At 54.6% G+C, this 21152-nt stretch carries 17 protein-coding genes and 1 pseudogene; 12 read left to right on the forward strand and 6 right to left on the reverse strand.

Translation table 11 applies throughout. The features are described 5' to 3' along the window. From BG52_RS09630 to BG52_RS09640, 3 genes are all read left to right on the forward strand, one after another. Positions 1 to 458: PepSY domain-containing protein (locus BG52_RS09630; protein WP_036667180.1), on the forward strand; the 458-nt coding region annotated here is incomplete at its 5' end. Positions 459 to 668: 210 nt separating this feature from the next. After that, positions 669 to 1352, forward strand: coding sequence for a response regulator transcription factor (locus BG52_RS09635; protein ID WP_036584634.1), 684 nt, complete (start codon positions 669 to 671; stop codon positions 1350 to 1352). Between the two features lie 53 nt (positions 1353 to 1405). Continuing rightward, on the forward strand, positions 1406 to 2746 hold the full coding sequence (locus BG52_RS09640) for a sensor histidine kinase (protein WP_190287515.1): 1341 nt from the start codon (positions 1406 to 1408) through the stop codon (positions 2744 to 2746). A 116-nt stretch (positions 2747 to 2862) separates the two neighbouring features. Here the strand turns inward: BG52_RS09640 and BG52_RS09645 are convergent, their stop codons facing one another. From BG52_RS09645 to BG52_RS09655, 4 genes are all read right to left on the reverse strand, one after another. Beyond that, positions 2863 to 3048: a hypothetical protein gene (locus BG52_RS09645; RefSeq protein ID WP_036584629.1), complete on the reverse strand. Its 186-nt coding sequence runs from the start codon at positions 3046 to 3048 to the stop codon at positions 2863 to 2865. 183 nt (positions 3049 to 3231) lie between these two features. Then, entirely contained in the window at positions 3232 to 3480 is a 249-nt protein-coding gene (locus BG52_RS09650; RefSeq protein ID WP_036584626.1) for an AbrB/MazE/SpoVT family DNA-binding domain-containing protein, read from the reverse strand. A gap of 488 nt (positions 3481 to 3968) precedes the next feature. Beyond that, positions 3969 to 4118, reverse strand: coding sequence for a hypothetical protein (locus BG52_RS16100; RefSeq protein WP_190287516.1), 150 nt, complete (start codon positions 4116 to 4118; stop codon positions 3969 to 3971). Between the two features lie 157 nt (positions 4119 to 4275). Beyond that, positions 4276 to 5493 (reverse strand): sugar phosphate nucleotidyltransferase, encoded by a 1218-nt coding sequence (locus BG52_RS09655; RefSeq protein WP_036584624.1) that lies wholly within the window; start codon positions 5491 to 5493, stop codon positions 4276 to 4278. A gap of 177 nt (positions 5494 to 5670) precedes the next feature. Here BG52_RS09655 and glgB point away from each other — a divergent pair, with 177 nt between their 5' ends. Beyond that, a complete protein-coding gene (gene glgB / locus BG52_RS09660; RefSeq protein ID WP_051587920.1) occupies positions 5671 to 7695 on the forward strand; it encodes a 1,4-alpha-glucan branching protein GlgB in 2025 nt (674 codons plus the stop codon). Beyond that, positions 7695 to 9293, forward strand: a complete 1599-nt coding sequence (gene glgA / locus BG52_RS09665) for a glycogen synthase GlgA (protein WP_081793736.1) — start codon at positions 7695 to 7697, stop codon at positions 9291 to 9293. The genes glgB and glgA overlap by 1 nt, the downstream gene beginning before the upstream one ends. A gap of 149 nt (positions 9294 to 9442) precedes the next feature. Here glgA and BG52_RS09670 read toward each other — a convergent pair whose 3' ends face one another. After that, on the reverse strand, positions 9443 to 11191 hold the full coding sequence (locus tag BG52_RS09670) for an alpha-glycosidase (RefSeq protein ID WP_036584619.1): 1749 nt from the start codon (positions 11189 to 11191) through the stop codon (positions 9443 to 9445). A 160-nt stretch (positions 11192 to 11351) separates the two neighbouring features. Between BG52_RS09670 and BG52_RS09675 the strand changes: the two genes are divergently transcribed. The 4 genes from BG52_RS09675 (at position 11352) to BG52_RS14885 (ending at position 18811) form a co-directional block, all read left to right on the forward strand. Then, positions 11352 to 11897 (forward strand): hypothetical protein, encoded by a 546-nt coding sequence (locus BG52_RS09675; RefSeq protein WP_036584617.1) that lies wholly within the window; start codon positions 11352 to 11354, stop codon positions 11895 to 11897. Between the two features lie 175 nt (positions 11898 to 12072). Continuing rightward, a complete protein-coding gene (locus BG52_RS09680; RefSeq protein ID WP_036584614.1) occupies positions 12073 to 15753 on the forward strand; it encodes a response regulator in 3681 nt (1226 codons plus the stop codon). A 31-nt stretch (positions 15754 to 15784) separates the two neighbouring features. Further along, on the forward strand, positions 15785 to 16612 hold the full coding sequence (locus BG52_RS09685; RefSeq protein WP_397309925.1) for a CheR family methyltransferase: 828 nt from the start codon (positions 15785 to 15787) through the stop codon (positions 16610 to 16612). 51 nt (positions 16613 to 16663) lie between these two features. Beyond that, positions 16664 to 18811, forward strand: a complete 2148-nt coding sequence (locus tag BG52_RS14885) for a response regulator (protein WP_051587919.1) — start codon at positions 16664 to 16666, stop codon at positions 18809 to 18811. Between the two features lie 47 nt (positions 18812 to 18858). On the opposite strand, the gene BG52_RS09695 is transcribed toward BG52_RS14885, so the two are convergent. Beyond that, entirely contained in the window at positions 18859 to 19647 is a 789-nt protein-coding gene (locus BG52_RS09695; protein WP_036584611.1) for an SDR family oxidoreductase, read from the reverse strand. Between the two features lie 185 nt (positions 19648 to 19832). Here BG52_RS09695 and BG52_RS09700 point away from each other — a divergent pair, with 185 nt between their 5' ends. From BG52_RS09700 to BG52_RS09710, 3 genes and pseudogenes are all read left to right on the forward strand, one after another. Then, positions 19833 to 20156, forward strand: coding sequence for a hypothetical protein (locus BG52_RS09700; protein ID WP_036584609.1), 324 nt, complete (start codon positions 19833 to 19835; stop codon positions 20154 to 20156). Between the two features lie 135 nt (positions 20157 to 20291). Further along, a complete protein-coding gene (gene acpS / locus BG52_RS09705) occupies positions 20292 to 20708 on the forward strand; it encodes a holo-ACP synthase (protein ID WP_036584606.1) in 417 nt (138 codons plus the stop codon). Between the two features lie 82 nt (positions 20709 to 20790). Then, positions 20791 to 21152, forward strand: a pseudogene (locus BG52_RS09710) (A/G-specific adenine glycosylase); the annotation flags it as partial.

Genomic DNA, 21152 nt, shown 5'->3' on the forward strand with positions numbered 1-21152 from the left:
CGGACGATCAGGGGCAATCGGACGGCGACGGCGAGACAGCGGACGACCAAGGGCAATCAGACGGCGACGGCGAGACGGCGGACGATCAGGGGCAATCGGACGGCGACGGCGAGACAGCGGACGATCAGGGGCAACCGGACGGCGACGGCGAACAGTCCGACGCAGCGGAAGCAGCAGCGCTTCAGAAGCTGGCTAAGCTGACGCAGGAGCAGGCCGTAGCGGCTGCATCGGCTGAAGTTACAGGTACGGTTAATCAAGTAGAACTGGAGGACGAAGACGGCGCAGCGGTCTACAGTGTCCAGATCAAAGAAAAAAACGCTAACGATGTGGAAGTCAAAGTGAGCGCGATCGATGGCAAGATCGTTAAAGTTGAAAATGATGATTTTCAACAGGACTCTGAGCAAGACGAGTACAGCCAACCAGAAAATTTTAAGCAAAGCGCCGCCAATAACGGCTAAATCGGAACGGAAGAAATCCTCCTTGCCCAAGGGGGATTTCTATTTTCGCAACTCTGCCGCAGCGCTCGTTGACCAATGAGGATACGAAATGTACAATCAGAGCAAACGCCTTTCAGGCCATAGGACAATGCCCGGCTGCTCGGCGGTTCCGTAAGCGACAAGCCGAACGCTTGTCGGTCCGGCATAACCATTCCGTTTGAGGTGAATCTATTGCGCAAGGTGCTGCTGATTGAAGACGAACCCAATTTCGCGCGCTTCGTTGAGCTTGAATTGGAACATGAGGGATTTGAAGTAACCGTGATCTATGATGGCAGGAAGGCGCTGGAACTGGCGGAGAAGCGACACTGGGATCTGATTCTGCTGGATTTAATGTTGCCGGGACTGAACGGAATTGAAATATGCCGGAGAATCAGAAGTCAGAAGATTACGACGCCGATCATTATGCTGACGGCCCGCAACAGTGTAATGGACCGGGTGTCCGGGCTGGACAGCGGCGCCGACGATTACCTGCCGAAGCCGTTTGCGATCGAAGAGCTTCTGGCGAGAATCCGCTCTCTGCTGCGACGCGTGGAAGATAGGGATACCGATGACGAGGAGACGCTGACGTTTCTGGACCTGCGGATGAATGCCGCAGCGCGCGCTGTGCTCTGTAACGACCTCCCGGTCGAGCTTACGAAAAGAGAGTTTGATTTGTTACTATACTTCATACAGCATCAGAATACGGTCATGAGCCGAGAGCGGCTACTCAACGGGGTTTGGGGGTTTGACGCGGCCGGCATTGAAACGAATATAGTCGATGTATACGTCCGCTACGTCAGACAAAAATTGAACGCGGAAGAGAAAGAACGGTATATCCAAACGGTACGAGGAGTGGGGTATATAATGAAGCGATGAATAACTTGCAGAGCACATACGCGCGAATTCCCCTCAGGATCAAAATTGCAGGCTTGTCATCCTTCTTAATCGTTCTGCTGTTTCTCGGGTACACGATGGTGCAGTACGCCGTGATTACGGAATGGATACTCCGGGAGCAGGAAACATCGCTGAACCGCACGGTTAAAGAGGTCAACGGGTATATTCGACAGCAGGATACTATAAACGCGGAAGCGATCCGTGCAAGCGAGCCATTTCTGCAGCAGGTAATTCAACAGAACCAGTTCATACGGATTATCGACGGCAAGGAGCAGACCGTGCTCTTTGTTTCGCGATCCGTTCCGGACTCCTGGATTCCACCCCGATCGGTGCGATCCAACACAACGGAGAACTTCCGGCGCGGCGACGATCATCTGCTTGTCGCACGCAGTCCGCTCCAGGCGGCCGGCTTTTCGGGAACCGTTGAGGTGGCCAGCAACCTGGAAACGGTCGACCAGCTGCAGAACCGGTTGAAAATGCTGGTCGTCGTTTGCTTGTCTGTCGGCATCGTCATCAGTGCGGCAGGCGGCATATTCTTGGCCCGACAGATGGTCGGGCCGATTAAGCGCATGGCGGCCACGATGAATAAAATTAAGCTGCGGGGCGTGCATGAACGAGTAGCTTCGGTCGGCAACGGAGACGAAATTTCACGCCTTGCGGTGATCTTCAACGAAATGATGGACGAGCTGGAGAAGTCGTTCCATCAGCAGCGGGCATTCATCGAGAACGCGTCGCACGAGCTCCGGACTCCGGTTGCGATCATCGAAGGGCATTTGCGTCTTCTGCACCGTTGGGGCAAAAGCGATCCGCGTCTCCTGCAGGAGTCGCTTGACGCCGCCATGCAAGAAACGCACCGCTTAAAGGAACTTGTCGATCAGTTGCTGGACTTATCCCGACTTACGGATCAGCGCATACCGGCCGACGAACGTCAGGTAAACCTGTCGGCAGTATTGGATTCGCTGATTCGCAATTACCGCGTGTTGCATCCGGAAGCAAGCTTCAACCGACAGGTTCCGGAAACGATGAGCGTGTATATGAATCCGTTGCATCTGGAACAAATTTTGATCATTTTAACCGACAACGCGATTCGATACTCCGGCATCGATAAGATTGTCACCTACACGGGCAGGCTGGATAACGGCCATGCGGAGATCGCGGTTCGCGACAACGGGGAAGGCATTCCGTCGGAGGATATTCCTTATTTGTTTCAACGCTTCTACCGTGTGGATAAAGCGCGTACCCGCAGTTTGGGCGGAAATGGTCTGGGGCTGTCCATCGCGAAGGGACTCGCAGAAGCTTATGAAGGCGATATCGCCATTGAAAGCACTCTCGGTGTAGGGACAACGGTCCGGATCAGAATCCCTGCAAGAGAATAAGCTTGAACAATATTGCGGTTTCCATGGACGCGAGATACAATCGGCCATTCGCACAGAGAGAAACGGGCTTCGAATGGAGGCCCGTTTCGTGTTCAACAACGTACTATAGCTTTCGTCTATGAGGCCAGTCCCGCTCGAAATTCATCGATAACGCTTGCCGCAGCGGATTCTCCGATTTTCAGGATGATTGTAAAGTAATCGTACATATGGTCAAAAACCGTTTCATATCCTTCCAGCTCGTCGGGATGATCCTTGGCATATTCAGCATGGCTGCGAATGAGCATTGCGGTTAATTGATTCATCAACGATCCTCCAAATCACAAACTATGAAATTGATATTAGCACAGAAGCCGTGCAAAGTCTGTCGGATATTCCTTTGAATAACAACTATTTATCGACAGCATCGGCGCCGCTTCGATAACAAGGCAAGGAACAACCCCCGCCGGTTGGCGGGGGTTGCGGGGGAACCGCTATCACGGTTCAGTTTATCGTTTGGAGTCGGCCATGTCTTTCATACAGACTGCGCATATGTTGCGTTCTTTGAATTCCAATACTTCCTCCGTTGTTCCGCAGAACAGACACCGCGGATAATAACGCTCCAAAAAGATTTTATCGCCTTGCACCAAAATTTCGACGGGATCTCCTTCGTTCATCTGATGTCGCTTACGAAGCGATTTGGGCAATACGATACGCCCCAATTGATCTACTTTCCGCACTACTCCTGCCGATTTCATATTCATCACTCCTCTTGGTCTGGTTGCGCACGCTAAAAAACCCGCCGGGCATCCGGCAGGCACCAGATTAAGGTGCAGGCGCACACCTCTTCTCCAACGCTGGCATTGCCCAGATCAGATCTACGGTCGGCGGCGTAAGGCCGCAGTCTCAGCCTGATTGTATCAAGCCCCGCGAATTTGTTCATTTAAATGTAAAGATAATTGATTTAATAATGTTTTGCAATACTTGCTTATTAAAAATATTTACAAAAAACAATTTATGTAAAATAAACAAAAACTGACCTGTAAATTAAGTGGGAGCAGCAAAGTGAAGTGTGATTTTTGTCCCGGTTGATATCATACTTACGGTATGAAGCAGGGCTTTAGGGAAACCGCGCAAGCGGCGACAGCATCGCCGCCGCATCGTCGACCAGATCGTGCAAGTGGAGCGAAAAATCAAAGTGTTCCCGCTGCTAGCTTCTTAGCACGATAAGCGAAGAAACGAACAGTTAAACCTGGGCGCCTGCGTCTTCGGAGCCGTAATCGTTCCGGATTTTCACGAGAAGCTCCTTGTAGTGCCTGTTTTTCTCATCCTGCGGAAACGACGACCGGCTCATCAGGACAGCGTCGTTATAATAGTCCATTAATTTGTTTATCATATCGTTGTCCTCATCGTGTTCTTTTTGTCAGTTTACGTGCAAAAGTTTAGAAAACGATAAGGAAAGTATGAAGAAATCGACAATAATCGTTATTATTCGCACAAAAAGCCGGCAGTCGTTGTCGCGCTTTGCCGGCTTGTTTTCGGAAGTTATGAAGTTATAAAGTGGAGAAGCCTTCTCTGGCGGCGGCCGCGTCCTGGCGAACCATACCTTTGATCAATTCGTTCGTACGGCTGAGAAGCGACGAATTGCGCGCAAACACGAGTTCGTCCGCCCCAAGCACTGTAATTTCGCCGTCCGGCCGTCCAATGACCGCGCCGTCCTCGATCACGCAGCCTTCGCCGATGATCGTCCGGAATATCTGGACGTCCCGCCCGATCTTCACGTTCGGCATAATGATGCTCTCCTTCACCTTGCTGCCGCGTCCCATGCGGACGCCGCCGAACAGAATCGAGCGCTCCACGTCGCCCTCCACTGCAGTGAGCGGGTGAATGACGGCTTCGCTAATGTTCGCCAACGGATGTCGGTAGGCCGTGATATAAGGCGCGACCTCATTGGTGTACATCGGCCAGTTATCGCCCTCGAACTTCATTTCGCCGTCCAGCATGTCCATATGCGCTTCCCAGAGGCTTTCCACCGTACCGACATCCCTCCAGTAGCCTTTGAACGGGTAAGCGAATACCGCGGCTCCCGAGTGGAGCAGTTCCGGAATGACGTCATTGCCGAAGTCGTGGTTGGACGTTTCGTTTTGCGCGTCGGTCATCAGCTTCTCCTTAAGGAAGGACCACCTGAACAAATAAATACCCATCGAAGCCAGGTTGCTTTCCGGCTTGGATGGCTTTTCCGTAAACGAGATCACTTTGAATTCTTCGTCTGCGTTCATGATGCCAAACCGGTGAGCGTCTTTCCACGGTACGCTTTTGACCGCGATTGTCGCGTCGGAGCCATGCCGGACGTGAAAATCTAGCATCTCGCGGTAATCCATTTGGTAGATATGGTCGCCCGACAAAATCAATACATGTTCCGGCGCGTATTCGTCGATACGCTCGATGTTTTTGTAAATGGCGTCGGCCGTTCCCGAGTAGCCGCTGCCCGGAGCCATTCCGCCCGGCAGAAGAAAAATGTCGGCCGACGGGTCTCCTCCCGACCAGTGCCGGCCGTCCTCTACATGTCCGTGCAGCGACTCCGCCTTGTATTGCGTCAGCACTCCGATCGTCGAAATGCCGGAATTAATGCAATTGCTGAGCGGAAAGTCGATAATTCGGTAATGACCGCCGAAAGGGACTGCGGGTTTGGCCAGCTTTTCCGTCAAGGGCGCAAGCCGTTTTCCCTCCCCGCCTGCTAATAGCATTGCCATGCATGAATTTCTCGTCATATCGTCCCTCCACTTTTCATTTGGTACTTTTTGATTAAACATATATTTGTTTTATGAAACTGAAATTGGAAGGTAATTCGACCTCCTTTCGCGAAAAAGTTATGCAGGACAATTCTATGAGGAATTATCCGAAAACATGCGTCGTTTTTTTCATATTCGGGTAATGATTCATTTGGAATGTACCAGAGAATTTCGCCGAGAGGGGTGTGGGAGGTCTTGGGAAGCAGCAGGTTGACGGCGGACGAGATCCACTGGTTCCACGAGGGAACTTATTATCAAAGCTATCGCAAAATGGGCGCACATCCCGCCACAGAAGGCGGAGAGTCCGGTGTGCGGTTCCACGTGTGGGCGCCGAATGCGCGCGAGGTAAGGCTGGCTTCGGATTACAACGGCTGGGACGGCGCGAACGATCCGTTCGAACGGCTGCCGGATTCGGGCTTGTGGACCCTGTTCGTGCCTGGCATCGGAGAAGGTACGCTTTACAAGTATGAGATCGTGACGCCGGAGGGTGAGACGATTCTAAAGGCCGATCCCTATGCTTTCTATGCCGAGGTGCGGCCGCGTACGGCGTCTGTCGTTACCGCTCTGGAAGGCTTCGAATGGACGGACAAGGCCTGGCTGCGGGGCCGAAAGGCCCCTTACGAGCAGCCGATGCTGATTTACGAAGTGCATCTCGGCAGCTGGAAAAAGCATGAGGACGGCACGCTGCTCACCTACCGGGAGCTTGCCGATCAGCTTGTGGACCATGTGGCCGAACTTGGATATACGCACATTGAATTAATGCCGCTTGCGGAGCATCCCTACGACAGGTCCTGGGGCTACCAGGCCACTGGTTATTTTGCTATTACGAGCCGGTTCGGATCGCCGCATGATTTCATGCATTTCGTTGACCGCTGCCACAATCGGGGCATCGGCGTGATCATGGACTGGGTACCGGGCCATTTTACGCGTGACGCGCACGGGCTGCGGTTGTTCGACGGCACTCCTCTCTTCGAGCATTACGATCCGCTCGTGTCGGATAGGCCCGGCTGGGGAACGCTCGGCTTCGATTACGGCAAGCCGGAGGTGCGGACGTTCCTCATCTCCAATGCGCTGTTCTTGCTGGAGATGTTCCATCTCGACGGCATCCGGATCGATGCGGTCACCAGCATGATCCGCCGCGATTTCGAGAAGCCGGACGGCAAGTGGGTGCCCGGCGCCGGCGGCGGGAGAGAGGACACGGATGCGATCGAGCTTCTGCGCAAGCTGAATGAAGCGGTGTTCCTAGCGCAGCCGAACGCGCTGATGATGGCTGAGGAATCGAGCGCCTGGCCGCTGGTCACGGCCCCGATCGAGGATGGCGGTCTCGGTTTTAATTACAAGTGGAATATGGGCTGGATGAACGACACGCTGAAATATATGGAAACCGACCCGATTCACCGGCAATATCAACAGCATTTGCTGACGTTCCCGATCTGCTACGCGTACTCTGAGAATTTCGTGCTGCCCTTCTCACATGACGAGGTGGTGCACGGCAAACGCTCGTTGCTGCACAAAATGCCGGTTGACTACGAGATGAAGTTTGCGGGTCTTCGCGCCCTGCTCGGCTATTGGCTGACCTTCCCGGGTAAAAAGCTGCTGTTCATGGGCTCAGAGTTCGGACAATTCGACGAGTGGAAGGATGAAACCCAGCTCGACTGGTTCCTGCTCGATTACCCGCTGCATTTCAAAATGCTGCAATTCACCAAGCACGTCAATCGCCTGTATCTGCGAGAGAAAGCTTTGTGGCAGCTTGATCATCAGATGGAAGGCTATCAATGGATCGATCATCAGGACCATGCCCAGAATGTGATCGTCTACATGCGAAAAGCGAAAGCCAAAACGGACTACATCATCGTCATCTGCAATTTCTCGCCCGTTGCTCGCGACGGATACCGTATCGGGGTGCCGTCGTCCGGTTCTTACATGGAGCTGCTGAACAGCGACGACGTATCGTTCGGCGGCTCCGGACGCGTGACAAACGGCTTCCATAAAGCCGAGAAAACGGCCTGGCACGATCAGTCTTACAGCCTGGAGCTGTCCCTCCCGCCGCTGAGCGTTATCTGGCTGAAAAAATCGAAGCGCTCCGGCGCAAGAGTGGAGGAAAAGATCGAAACCGCTTCGGTCACCGTCAGGGAGAAGAAAGGCCGGATCACCCAAAAGACAAAGGAGTTGAACGGTTGATGAAGGTTTTGTTTGCTGCCGCCGAGGGCAATCCCTTCGTGAAAACGGGCGGGTTGGCCGATGTGGCGGGCGCGTTGCCGAAAGCCCTGCGCAAGGAGGGCGCCGATGTTCGCATCGTGCTGCCCAAATACGGCAGTATTGCGCAATCGTACAAGGACAAAATGAAGCTCGTCGCCGAAATTCAGGTTCCGGTCGGCTGGCGGATGAAATATGCCGGCATCTGGGAGCTGAAGCATGAGGGAGTTCCGGTTTACTTTGTCGATAATGAAGATTACTTCAAGCGCGACGGCATATACGGCTATTTTGACGATGGCGAGCGTTTTGCCTTTTTCAGCCGGGCCGTTCTGGAAATACTGCCGTATATCGGGTTCAGACCCGATATTGTGCACACGCACGATTGGCATACTGCGGTGACGGCGGCGCTGCTCGACAAGCATTATCGCCACAATCCGTTCTATACCGATATCCGCACCGTATTTACGGTGCACAATTTGCAGTTCCAGGGCCACTACGGCTATGAGGTGTTGCCTGAATTGCTCGGTCTGGATCACGATCATTTCGCGAACGGGCAGGTGGAATATCACGGCGGCGTCAATTTCCTGAAGGCGGGGCTGGTTTTTAACGACCGCGTGACGACCGTCAGTCCGACCTACGCCGAAGAGATCCGCACACCGGAGTACGGAGAAGGGTTGGACGGGGAACTGCGGTTCCTGGGCGACAAGCTGTCGGGCATCGTCAACGGCATCGACGAGAAGTCGTATAACCCGGCAACCGATCCCCATATCCCCGTTAACTATCGGAATGAGCTGGACAAAAAGCGGCAGAATAAAGCGGAGCTGCAGCGCTCCCTCGGCCTGCCGGAAAAGCCTGACGTGCCGCTGCTCGGCATGGTCAGCCGCATCACAGTGCAGAAAGGGTTCGATCTTGTGGCCGACGGGTTGCACGGCTTAATGGAGCATGACGACGTTCAGCTCGTCATTCTGGGAGCCGGCGACCGTTACTACGAGGAGCTGCTCGTCGATCACGCGCAGCGGTACCCGGATCGAACGTCTGTACAGTTGAAGTTTGACGAAGGCCTCGCGCGGCAAATCTATGCCGCCTCGGACATGCTTCTGATGCCCTCGCGCTTTGAGCCGTGCGGCATCAGCCAATTGATCTCGCTCCGATACGGCACGGTGCCGATCGTCCGCGAAACCGGCGGGCTGAAGGACACGGTGCTCTCGTACAACGAGTTTACCGGGGAAGGCAACGGCTTCACTTTCGGCCCCTACAACACGCATGACATGCTGTGGACGATACGCCGCGCGCTCCAATTCTATCAGATGCCGGACCTGTGGAAGGCGATCGTAAGAAACGCGTTGGCCGGCGACTACAGCTGGGGCCGTTCGGCTCGCCAGTATATGGGGCTGTACGAAGAGATTGCCTTGCGGCGAGAGGAGGCGACGGCCTCCGGAGAGCGGTCTGCGGCGGAAATGGTTGAAGAGGCGGTTCGCGCCGCAGCTTCCCAAACGGCTTCCGCCAAGGACCAGGCGAAGAAGAGGAGCAGAGAAAAAGCCAAGCCGGAGGCAGGCAAATCCGGCGACATGTTTATCGTGTAAAAGTAAAATGGAGACCGTTCCCAGGTGGCCTGCCGCTGCCTTGGGAACAGTCTTTTCGCATACCGTTGCAGCCCCGTCGCCGTAACATGCAAAATGCAGCTTACAGCTGCCATGCATGCTTTTGGGGCTCATGCCGGGTGCGAATGCCGTTATATGATTTTCCGGTATATGATCCGATAGCCGAGCTCGTCGAGCTCGAGGTTCATGGCGCCGTCCGTTACTTCCACGCGCTGCCCCGACAGGGCATCGTGCCAGTCGTTCGTTTCCATCGGGTGGGAGAGCACGGTCCGTTCCGTCGTATTGTTCATCCATACGGTGAAATGCATCTCGTCATCCAGCCGCTCGTATATGACCCGGCAGTCGCCTGGCTCGGCCTTCAGGAAGCGAAAACGTCCGTGCCGCAGCATCGGATAGTTTTTGCGGAGCGCGATAATCAGCTTGTAGAAATCATACAACTCCCGGTCCTGGCGATCGTAGTCCCACTCCATGCATTTGCGGCAATCCGGGTCTCCGCCGCCCCTCAGCCCGACCTCATCCCCGTAAAAGATACAAGGCGTACCGATATACGTGAGCAGAAACACGAGCGCAAGCTTGAGCCGCCGCTTATCCTCGCCGAGCATCGTAAGCACGCGCGGCGTGTCGTGCGAGCACAGCAGGTTGAAAATGACCTCGTTCGTCTGTTGCGGATACCGGATGAGCAGCCGACTGATTTCGTTCGCAAACATATAGCCGTCCTTGTCGCAGTTGGAAAAGAAGGACAGCGTCTTGTCGGCAAAAGGATAGTTCATGACCGAATCGAACTGGTCGCCCATCAGCCACAGCATCGAATCGCTCCATACTTCACCGACGATATAAGCATCGGGTTTGATCGCTTTCACCGCTACCCGGAAGTCGCGCCAAAAGCGGTGGTCGATCTCGTTGGCGACATCCAGCCTCCAGCCGTCAATATCCATTTCCTGCAGCCAGTAGGTGGCGACATCGAGCAAATATTTTTTGACCTCGGGATTGGCCGTGTTCAATTTCGGCATATGGCCGTAGAAGCCGAAGGTGTCGTAGTTTGCCGGATTCTCGTCGACCGTTACCGGGAAGCTGTGAATGTGGAACCAGTCTTTGTATTTCGAGTTGTCGCCGTTCCTGACGACGTCTTGGAAGGGGGCGAATTCGACGCCGGAATGATTGAACACCGCATCGAGGACGACGCGGATGCCCTTCTTATGGCATTCCTGCACGAGACGCCGCAAATCGTCCTTGGTGCCGAATTGCGGATCGATCTCCATATAATCGATCGTATCGTATTTATGATTGGAAGGTGATTTGAACAGCGGCGTGAAATAAATCGCGTTGATGCCAAGGTCCGTCAAGTATTCGAGATTGTCCATAACCCCTTTGAGATCGCCGCCGAAAAAGCCCCCCTGCTCCGGCTGGCCGCCCCATTCTTTCGATCCTTCGGGATCGTTGGACGGGTCGCCGTTCGCGAAGCGGTCGGGGAAAATCTGATAAAAAACGGCTTCCTTCGCCCACTCCGGAGCGCGGAAAATATCAACCGGGTGTATGTAAGGGAATTCGTAATAACCGCCGGGAGGCGTCGGCTGCTCATGGGAGATGCCGGATTCGACCATCCATACCGTCTCGTTGCCGGCACGGATCCTGAATCCGTAAGAGAAGCGCTTATGCATGGGGCGGATGCCGATTTCCCAATAGTCGAAAAAATGGTCGGAAGCGAGCTTGTCCATTTTCAATTCTTTGTAATGGGCTTCCCAGTCATATTTATCCCCCGTAATGGCGTACACCTCGTCAACGTCGTCCCTTTTGGTCCGGAATCGGAGATGGATCGTTTTCTCGTCGTAGGCATAGGCCCAGTTGCTTCGCGTTGCATGATGGAAGCATTCCAGCAGCATGGTTGTGGCTCCTTTCTGACTCTCTTTATATGATGTCAACTATATAAACGCTTGCTTGCCGGGCTGAATCATATCGGCCCGCGTGTTTTCCCGGGTGTTTAACCGATTTTGGGGCTGGGTAATCCGGAGTATACGAACGAGCGGAAAGGATGGATGCGGCATGATGAAAGCGATAACGGCCGTCGTTCTAATACTGATGTTTCTGCAAGGCTCCTCTGGTCAATCAGGGGCCGCAATCTCTCTGGAAAAGGCGCCTCCCGTCGGGCAGACGGATACGATTGTAAACGCAGATATGAAATATGACGGCACAAGCGGCGATGGCGGGGAATCATTCGCCCGTATCAACGGAATTGATATGGAATGGACGGATAAAGAGGTTTTGACTCTGCTTGGTCCTCCGGAAACGGTGTGGCTCGATGAGTATACGCCGGGCCGCAAGGCGTTTCGATATAAGGGAGTGGCGGTCGGATTCTATGACGGTCTGATCGAATCGGTCTCGGTCGACGCAAGCGAACCGGCGATTGCCTTCGGCGATACGGTTGTACCGATGGATTTAGAAGCGCTCACCGGCGCACTTGGGGAGCCGGACTTCATTGCCGAAGATGGACGGGTATACAAAGGGCGGGGAATCGCCGTAAAGCTGTTCATGGATGAAACCGGACGGAGGCTCGAATCTGTGGTCGCTTTCTGGTCGCATAGCGAATAAAGTAGAAAAATGAAAAATAATCATTGAGCTGGTTCACTGGTTTAAGTACCGTTTAAATAGACATAACGGGCTGCAATGAACGCCTAGACAAGCCTCAGCGGGAGGGTTGTCTGTCTTTGTGTATCCAGCATCTTGGTAGGTCTTATAATTTGTTGACGGGTGAGGGCTAACGGGAATGAGAATCAGGTCGAAGCTGCTTATCGGTTCCGGAATATTGATTGCCCTGATCATTTTGGTGTCGGGGCTCGGGATCAGCAATATCAAAAAGGCGAACGGGAACGTCGAATACCTGTACCAGGACAGGTATCAGAAGCTGGTCAAAGCGTATGAACTGCGCAGCGAGGTCAACAATCTCTCCAAATTTTTGACCAACATAGCGACGTTGCCCACGCGGGCGAATCTTGAAAGTAACCGCAGGGAGATGGACACTTCCTATCAGGCGGCAGTCAAGGCGCTCACCGAGCTGAACGGTTCGTCTACAACCGAAGAAGAACGGCTGATCATGCAGGATCTGGTCGAAGCGGGACGCCCGTTCAACACCTACCGGGATCGGATCATTGCACTGGTAGAAGCGGGCAAAGGAGACGAGGCTCGCGCTTTGCGGGAGAGCGAGGGTCTGCGCATTACGGATGACTTGGTGAGAAGAGTCAATTACTTGACACAGTATTACAATCGCAATATGGACGGCACTTTTATGGCTATGTTTGCTGACAACCGGGAAACGTTCAATATGGTTGTGGTGTCGGCTGGACTCGGGCTGCTGCTCGCTTTTCTGGCGCTCTATTGGAATATGATGAGCATTACGCAGGGGCTGCAGAGCTTATCCGTCATGATTCGCGGTTATGCCAGCGGAACGATCGATCCCGGCACGCGGATTCGCCATATGCGCAAGGACGAATTCGGCGACGTGGCCAGAACGTTCAACTTGCTGGCGGACGATCTCGAGCGGAGAACTATGGCGGAGCGAGCCTATAAGGAACAGATTGAAGAAGACAACTGGATCCAATCGAATCTGGCAGATGTTACGGTGGCCCTGCAGCACGATGCGGATCTTGACGAGCTCGCCTCCACGTTCATGGATAAGCTGGTTCCGCTCGCAGGCGCCAGCTACGGCGCGCTGTATGTCAGGGAAGGACTGGGCGAGCAGCCCCGTCTGAAGTTGCACAGCGCGTATGCGCGGGATGGAGAAGCCGATGCGGAGCGCGTATTCGCATTCGGCGAGGGGCTGGTTGGCCAATGCGCGGCGAGCGGCGAGTCGATCAAGCTGGCCGATATCCCGGACGATTATATCCGTATCCGTTCCGGCATGGGGGAGAGCAAACCGAAACATGTGCTGCTGTGTCCGGTGAAATTCCGCGGCCAGGTCGTAGGCGTGTTGGAATTGGCTCATCTCGCGCCGATCCGTGAAACGCAGATGGATTTGGTGAGCGAGCTTGCCGAGAATCTCGGTATCATGCTCAACAGTCTTTTCGGCCGCATGCGCGTGCAGGACCTGTTGAAGGAGTCGCAGGCGCTCACCGAAGAGCTGCAGGTGCAGTCCGAGGAGCTCATTTCCCAGCAGGAGGCGCTGCGCCGCTCCAATGAGCGCCTGGAGGAACAGACGAAGCAACTCAAGAAATCGAAAGAGGTATTGCAAAGCCAGCAGGAGGAGCTGGAGCGGACGAACGACGAGCTGCTGCAAAAAACCCATCTGCTCGAGCTTCAGATGAAGCAGACCGAGCAAAAAAACGAACAAATCGAGAAATCGAAAATGGCGCTAGAACGCCAAACCGTTCAACTGGCCCTATCGTCCAAATACAAATCGGAATTTCTGGCCAACATGTCTCATGAGTTGAGGACGCCGCTCAACAGCCTGCTGGTTCTGTCCCAAATGCTGATGGATAACAAGGACGGCAACCTGACGCCTAAGCAGGTGGAATTCGCATCGACGATCTATGGCTCGGGCAGCGATCTGCTGAAGCTGATCGACGAGATACTGGACCTTTCCAAAATCAATGCAGGGAAAATGGAAGTCGTCACCGAGCCTATTCCGATCATCGAGCTGGCGCGGTTCATGGAGCGTAATTTCGGTCCGGTCGGCGCGCATAAGGGCATCGAATTCATTGCTCGACTGGAAAACGGGCTGCCCGAGGAAATGTATACGGACAGCCATCGGGTGAAGCAAATACTGAAAAATCTGCTGTCCAACGCGTTCAAGTTCACGGAGAAAGGAGGCGTAGAGCTCATTATTCGCAAGGCGGGGCTGGACGAATTCGACTTCGGGAACGAATCGGGCGGCATGATTGCCTTTGACGTCAAGGATACGGGGATCGGCATTCCGGCTGACAAGCAGAAGCTTATTTTTGAGGCTTTCCATCAGGTTGACGGCACGACAAGCCGCATATACGGCGGAACGGGCCTGGGACTCGCAATCAGCCGCGAACTGGCGGAGCTGCTTGGAGGCGGCATTCGGCTTGAAAGCGAAGAAGGTACTGGAAGCATGTTCACGCTGTATATACCGGAGTTTCATGTGGCCAAAAAAAACACGGAACGACTGGTGACGATGACCGCGTCCCCGTCCGACGTGGCGGAGAATATGGTGAGCGTGCTGCAGGCGCCGCCGGCAGTCGAGCTCCCGCTTTCCCCGGAACGCGGCGACCTCGACATTGCGGTGGACGATGATGCTGATCGAATTGAGCCTGCGGACAAAGTCGTGCTGATCATTGAGGATGATGTGAATTTCGCCAAGGTGCTGCTCGACATGGCCCGTTCGCGCGGCTTCAAGGGAATCGTGGCATTGCAGGGGGATAAGGGGCTGGCCCTTGCGCATAGCCGTCAACCCGATGCGATCCTGCTCGACATCCAGCTGCCGGTTATGGACGGCTGGGCGGTGCTCAATCAATTGAAGCACCATGCGGATACGCGCCACATTCCGGTGCATGTCATCTCCGTCGTCGATGATATTCAGCAAGGTTTGTCGATGGGCGCTCTGGCCTATATCAGAAAGCCGTCCTCCAAAGACAGGCTGGAGGACGTGTTCTTCCAGATCGAATCGTTCATCGAGCGCGATATGAAGCGGCTGCTCGTGGTGGAGGACGATCCGGCTCAACGGACCAGCATCATTGAGCTGATCGGCCATGACGATGTACTCATTACCGCGGTTTCGACCGGCAAAGACGCGCTGAAGGAGCTAGAAAGCCTGCATTATGATTGCATGGTGCTCGACCTCGGACTTCCGGACATATCCGGCTTTGAACTGCTGGATGCGATCCGCAGGAATGACACTCTGCAAGAGCTGCCGATTATCATCTACACCGGACGCGATCTGGATAAGAAGGAAGAGCTCCAGCTCAAGAAATTCGCAGGCACGATCATCATCAAGGATGTCAGATCGCCTGAGCGACTGTTGGACGAAACGACGCTATTCCTGCACCGTGTAGAGGCGAACCTGCCGGAGGACAAGCGAAATATGCTTCGCAAGCTTCATAGCATAGAGAGCATTTTCGAAGGGAAAAATATTTTGATCGTCGATGACGACATTCGCAATGTATTTGCCCTGTCGAGCGTGCTGGAAGGCTACCGGATGAACATCACGTTCGCCGAGAATGGCCGGGAGGCGCTCGAGCTTCTGGAAAAGTCACCGAATTTTGATATGATAATAATGGATATCATGATGCCGGATATGGACGGCTATGAAACGATGCAAGCGATTCGCCAGCAGACCGAGTTCCAGAAGCTGCCGATTATTGCAATCACCGCGAAGGCAATGAAGGATGACCGCGACAAGTGCATCGAGGCCGGGGCTTCTGATTACATCGCCAAGCCTGTTCATACGGAGCAATTGCTTTCCTTAATGAGGGTGTGGTTATATCAATAAAGATCAGTTGAACGAGTCGGTTCCCGACATGATGTCCGATGCGGATGAATGCGAAAAAGTGGAGATCGAACTGCTGCTGGAGGCGCTTTTCAGGCTGTACGGCTACGATTTCCGCAATTACGCGTTCGCGTCGGTGCGCAGGCGAATCTGGCACCGGGTCCACTCGGAACGGCTGGAGACCGTATCCGGACTTATGGAGCGGGTCATTCACGACCGTTCCTGCATGGAGCGGCTGCTGTCCGATATGACCATCCATGTGACCGAGATGTTCCGCGACCCGCAGGCGTTCCGTGCTTTTCGCCAACTGGTCGTGCCGATGCTGCGCACGTATCCGTTTATCCGCATCTGGCATGCCGGCTGCTCAACGGGCGAGGAAGTCTATTCGATGGCTATCCTGTTGTATGAAGAAGGACTGTACGACAAATCGCGCATTTACGCAACGGACGCGGACGCCGGCGTGCTGGCTGCGGCGAAGGAAGGCGTCTTCCCGATGGAGCGGATGAAGCTGTATACCCGCAATTATATGGAGGCGGGAGGCAACGAAGCGTTCTCCAAGTTTTATACGGCCAAATACGATTCGGTCATCTTTCAATCGTTTTTGAAGAAAAACATCGTGTTCGGACAGCACAATCTCGTGACGGACGGCTCGTTTAACGAATTCAACGTCATTTTCTGTCGCAACGTCATGATTTATTTCAACAAAGCGCTTCAGGATCATGTACACGGGCTGCTGTACGACAGCCTGAGCACATTCGGGGTTCTTGCTCTCGGGACGAAAGAATCGATCTCGTTCACGAAGCACGTCGACAAGTACGAAGAGCTCGACGCCGTTAATCGGCTGTACCGTAAAATTCGCTGACGGCGGCGGCCCCATACCTCAGCGCATGAGAGAAAGGCGAGTGTACGTCAGATGATAACCTTCGAAGGTCCCATAAACATCCTGCTGGTCGATGACCATCCCGACAATCTGCTGGCGCTGGAAGCGGTGCTCGGCGACCTGAACTATAATCTCGTCAAATGTATGTCCGGCGAGGAGGCACTGCGCCATCTGCTCAAGGATGACTTCGCGGTAATCGTGCTGGATGTACAGATGCCCGGAATGGACGGCTTCGAAACCGCCAAGCTGATCAAGGCGCGGGAGAGAACCAAGGAAATTCCGATTATTTTCATAACGGCTACAAGCAAGGAGACCGAGCATTTTCATACCGGTTATGCGGTCGGGGCGATCGATTATATGACCAAGCCGTTTGTGCCGCAAATTCTGCGGACGAAGATCGAAGGTTTCGTGAATATGTATATCAGCAACAAGAAGCTCCAGCTCCAGACTGACTTGCTGCATCAGAAAACCAAAGAGCTGGAGAAAATGAACAAGGAGCTGTTGAGAACGGCTTATCAGCTCACCAAGACGGAGGCGCAGGCGCGGGTCATCCGGGAAACCTCGATCGACACGATGATTACCTTCGATGAAGAAGGACGAATGATGACGGTCAATCCGGCTTTGGAGCGGATGTTTGGCTACACCGAGGCGGATGTGCTGGATAAGCCGATTACCTTGCTCGTTCCGGGCCTGTCGGGTATCGATATATTGGCAAACGCCAACGGGTCGGAGAGCAATCGGGAGGGCGGACGGCTCATGGAAGTGATGCCGGTCCGCAGCGACGGCACTACGTTTTTCGCCGAGCTGCAGATCGGCGTGGCAGTCGTGGACAGCGAGCGGATATTCGCCTGTACGATCAGCGATGTAACCGAGCAAAAGCTGTTCGAGCGCAAGCTGATGGAAGCGAAGGAGGCTGCGGAAATAGCGGCCCGGGCCAAAACGGATTTTCTGGCGATGGTCAGCCACGAAATCCGGACGCCGATGAACGGCGTCATCGGCATGTCCGCGCTGCTGCTCGAAACAGACATGAACGAGGAGCAGAAGGAATATGTCGAGATTATCGGCAAGAGCGGCGAAGCGCTGCTGCTTGTGATCAACGATATTCTCGATTATTCAAAGATTGAGTCGGGCAAAATGGAGATCGAGGAAGTGCCGTTCGAGCTATCGGATTGCATCGGAGAGACGTTCGACCTGTTCACGGTGAAGACGAAAAAGCAGGACCTGGAGATGGGCTATACGATCGATCCGCTGCTGGACATGCCGATCGTCAGCGACGTCACGAAGCTGCGCCAGGTGTTGATCAATCTGGTCGGCAATGCGGTGAAATTTACGAGCGAGGGCAGCATTCGGGTAAACGCCAAGCTGCTCAATGACTACGGCAGCCATTTGGACATACAGCTCAGGGTAGAGGATACGGGCGTCGGCATTCCGGAGGACAAGCTTCCGCTGTTGTTTCAACCGTTCTCGCAGCTCGATTCCTCGATGTCCCGCAAATACGGGGGTACCGGGCTGGGACTGGCCATCTGTAAAAATCTGATAGAGCTGATGGGCGGTACGATCAGCGTCGAAACGGAGAGGAAGCAGGGTGCCGCTTTCGTTTTTACGATTCGAGCCAAACGTTTGCTGTCCTCCGAGCCGATCGTCGATACGGCCCGGTTCGGGCCGTCGCCGGATCAACCGGTATCGTTCTCCGATTTCCTGTCCTCTATGGAGGAAGCGGCGGCATGCGACGACGATCTGTCCGGCGGCTCTTCCGCGCTTAGCCGAATTCCCCCGGAAGGCAGAGGCCGCATTCTGGTCGCGGAGGACAATGAGGTAAACCAGAAGCTGGCGCTTCTTATGCTGGAGAAGCTCGGGCTGGACGCGGATATTGCTGAGAACGGGAGGCAAGCCCTCGCGCTGCTGGCGGTTAACCGCTACGATCTTGTGCTGATGGATATGCAAATGCCGGTCTTGGACGGCATCGAGGCGACGAGGCTGCTGTTCGAGACCTTTCCGAATGAGAATTGCCCGCCGATCGTCGCCATGACGGCGAATGTCCTGCCTGAAGATAAGGAGAAATGCCTGGCTGCCGGCATGTCGGATTTTCTCAGCAAGCCGATTCGTCTGGATGGTCTCCGAAGTTTGATCAACCGCTTTATTGCGCTGCAAGGAAGCAACAACAAACAGCCTGCCCCTTGATCCAGGGGAGGCTGTTTGTTGTTGCTTAAGGCGCAGCCAAGCCTGTGTTAATGAATGAGCGACTCGGCGCCGTCGATATAGATTTCGGTTCCCGATACATGATCGGATTCGTCGGATGCGAGGAAAAGAACGAGCTTCGCCACCTGCGACGCTGTACCGGGCGCCCGGCGAAGCGGGTGCTCGCCTTCGGGCGGCATCTCGACCGGAATCGTAATATCCTTGAGATCCGGTTTTTTCTCCGTGCTGTCGTCAATGTTCGTCTCGATGGCTCCCGGACAAACCGCATTGACGCGAATCCGGTAGCGGGCAAGCTCGAGCGCCGCCATTTTCATATAAGCGACCTGTCCGGCCTTTGTCGTGCTATATGCGCTCATGCCAAAGCTGGTAAATACCCTGTTGCCGTTAATCGAGCTGGTGATGATGATGCTGCCGCCTTTATTCTTCATAGAAGGAATCGCATGCTTGACGGTCAGGAAGGTGCCGGTAAGGTTGGTTAGAATCGTCCGATTCCATTCCTCGAAGGCCATCGTCTCAATCGGACCCACCGTACCGTTAATGCCGGCGTTGGCAAATACGATATCAAGCCGTTCCCATTGGTGCAGCACCTTCTCATAGGCCGTGTGGATATCCGCCTCGCTCGTGATATCCGCGTGAACGGCAAGCGCTTCTCCACCAGCGGCGGCAATCATTTGCTCTACCTGCTTCAGTTTGTCCTTCGTTATGCCGATCAACGCAACCTTGGCGCCTTCCCGCGCCAACAGCTCCGCCGCAGCCTTGCCAATGCCCGAGCCTGCTCCCGTAATCACTGCGACTTTCCCATGAACACGCTTCGCCATTGTCGTCCTCCGCTCTCGTATCGGTTTTTTCTGCGACGGGTATTGCCCGTACTGGTCATTAACCTGCCCGGAACACGCGTGAATCAGCGGCGGGAGGTGCGGCAAGCTTGTTTTAGGGGAAGGTCATTCGTGTAATAACAGGTATGCAACACCGAAATTCAATGTGCAGAAGGCGGTGATTGGCAATGACAGTCGTCTATCAGAGCCCTTGCTTCGATGTCGAACTGGTCGTGAAGAAGCTGGAGGAGGACGAGTTGCCATATCAAGTCAGCATTCGTAGCACAAAGAACCCGCTAGGTACGGGCAATACGCTCGGCGCCTACCCGACCGAGGAGGAAGCCGTCCGCAAAACGGGCATGCTCTGCAGCTTCTATTCAAAGGCCAGGGAGAACGGTTACTATCTGCGGTCCGGATCGTTCGTCAAACCTGACAGAAACGATATTCCGGTCTCGTTGGTGCTTGATGGTGACTTGACGGGCGAGCAGCTGGATTCTCTTGTCATGCAGTAGACACAGGTACGCGTGGACGCTCGGGCGTCCTTTTTTTTGTTCGGAAAGGCTGTAACAATTAAAGCGTTGTTGGAGTCCTTGTCCGCTTTCAGTATAATACGGGATAGTGCAAGCTCTTCGGAAGGCGGTTCGAGGATGATAATCGGAGTAGGGCATGATTTGGTCGAGATCGAACGCGTGCGCAGGCTGCTGGAGCAAGGGACGGGCGACCGGTTTCTTCAACGGGTGCTGACGCAGGCGGAATATGAACGCGCGCAGTTGAAAGACGGCAAGCTGGCGGAGTTTACGGCAGGACGGTTCGCGGCCAAGGAAGCAGTCGTCAAAGCGCTGGGCTGCGGCATTGGAGCGACAATGGGCTTCGCGGACATCGAAATATTGCCGGACAGGGCGGGCAAGCCTTGCTGCGCGCTGTCGCAGGAATCGCTGGAGCGGCTCGGGATGTCGGGGCAAAAGCTGACCGTGCATGTGTCCATTACACACGAAAGGTCGATCGCTTCGGCGTTCGCCGTCGCGGAAATCCGGCCAAAAGGAGGAACACGAGGTGGAGGCTGACCGCAGACGAAGTGCGGGCACGAAACGCAAGGACAGCCCGCCGGCGGGCGGCACGGAAGCGGCTGGGCATTTCAGCCGCAAGCTGCTTGCCTGGTATCGCGCCAACAAGCGGCAGCTGCCTTGGCGGGAGAACAGGAATCCTTACCGGATATGGGTGTCGGAAATCATGCTCCAGCAGACGCGCGTGGATACGGTGATTCCTTATTTTCTGCGTTTCATCGAACGGTTCCCGACTCTGCAGGCGCTCGCGGAGGCGCCGGAGCCAGAGGTGCTTAAGTGCTGGGAGGGGCTCGGATATTATTCGCGCGCGCGCAATTTGCAGGCCGGCGCGCAGCAGGTTGTTCAGCTTTACGATGGTATCGTTCCGAATGATAAAGCTGCAGTCTCGGGATTGAAGGGCGTGGGGCCATATACGGCGGGCGCTATTCTCAGCATCGCCTTCGA

Origin of the sequence: Paenibacillus darwinianus (assembly GCF_000598065.1) — a bacterium.
In the GTDB taxonomy this organism is placed as follows: Bacteria; Bacillota; Bacilli; order Paenibacillales; family Paenibacillaceae; genus Paenibacillus_I; species Paenibacillus_I darwinianus.

Excerpts from the sequence above, each read along its gene's own strand:
- BG52_RS09645 (WP_036584629.1), bottom strand. The coding sequence starts at position 3,048 with ATGAATCAATTAACCGCAATGCTCATTCGCAGCCATGCTGAATATGCC.
- BG52_RS09650 (WP_036584626.1), bottom strand. The coding sequence starts at position 3,480 with ATGAAATCGGCAGGAGTAGTGCGGAAAGTAGATCAATTGGGGCGTATC.
- BG52_RS16100 (WP_190287516.1), bottom strand. The coding sequence starts at position 4,118 with ATGATAAACAAATTAATGGACTATTATAACGACGCTGTCCTGATGAGC.
- BG52_RS09655 (WP_036584624.1), bottom strand. The coding sequence starts at position 5,493 with ATGACGAGAAATTCATGCATGGCAATGCTATTAGCAGGCGGGGAGGGA.
- glgB (WP_051587920.1), top strand. The coding sequence starts at position 5,671 with ATGTACCAGAGAATTTCGCCGAGAGGGGTGTGGGAGGTCTTGGGAAGC.
- glgA (WP_081793736.1), top strand. The coding sequence starts at position 7,695 with ATGAAGGTTTTGTTTGCTGCCGCCGAGGGCAATCCCTTCGTGAAAACG.
- BG52_RS09670 (WP_036584619.1), bottom strand. The coding sequence starts at position 11,191 with ATGCTGCTGGAATGCTTCCATCATGCAACGCGAAGCAACTGGGCCTAT.
- BG52_RS09675 (WP_036584617.1), top strand. The coding sequence starts at position 11,352 with ATGATGAAAGCGATAACGGCCGTCGTTCTAATACTGATGTTTCTGCAA.
- BG52_RS09680 (WP_036584614.1), top strand. The coding sequence starts at position 12,073 with ATGAGAATCAGGTCGAAGCTGCTTATCGGTTCCGGAATATTGATTGCC.
- BG52_RS09685 (WP_397309925.1), top strand. The coding sequence starts at position 15,785 with ATGTCCGATGCGGATGAATGCGAAAAAGTGGAGATCGAACTGCTGCTG.
- BG52_RS14885 (WP_051587919.1), top strand. The coding sequence starts at position 16,664 with ATGATAACCTTCGAAGGTCCCATAAACATCCTGCTGGTCGATGACCAT.
- BG52_RS09695 (WP_036584611.1), bottom strand. The coding sequence starts at position 19,647 with ATGGCGAAGCGTGTTCATGGGAAAGTCGCAGTGATTACGGGAGCAGGC.
- BG52_RS09700 (WP_036584609.1), top strand. The coding sequence starts at position 19,833 with ATGACAGTCGTCTATCAGAGCCCTTGCTTCGATGTCGAACTGGTCGTG.
- acpS (WP_036584606.1), top strand. The coding sequence starts at position 20,292 with ATGATAATCGGAGTAGGGCATGATTTGGTCGAGATCGAACGCGTGCGC.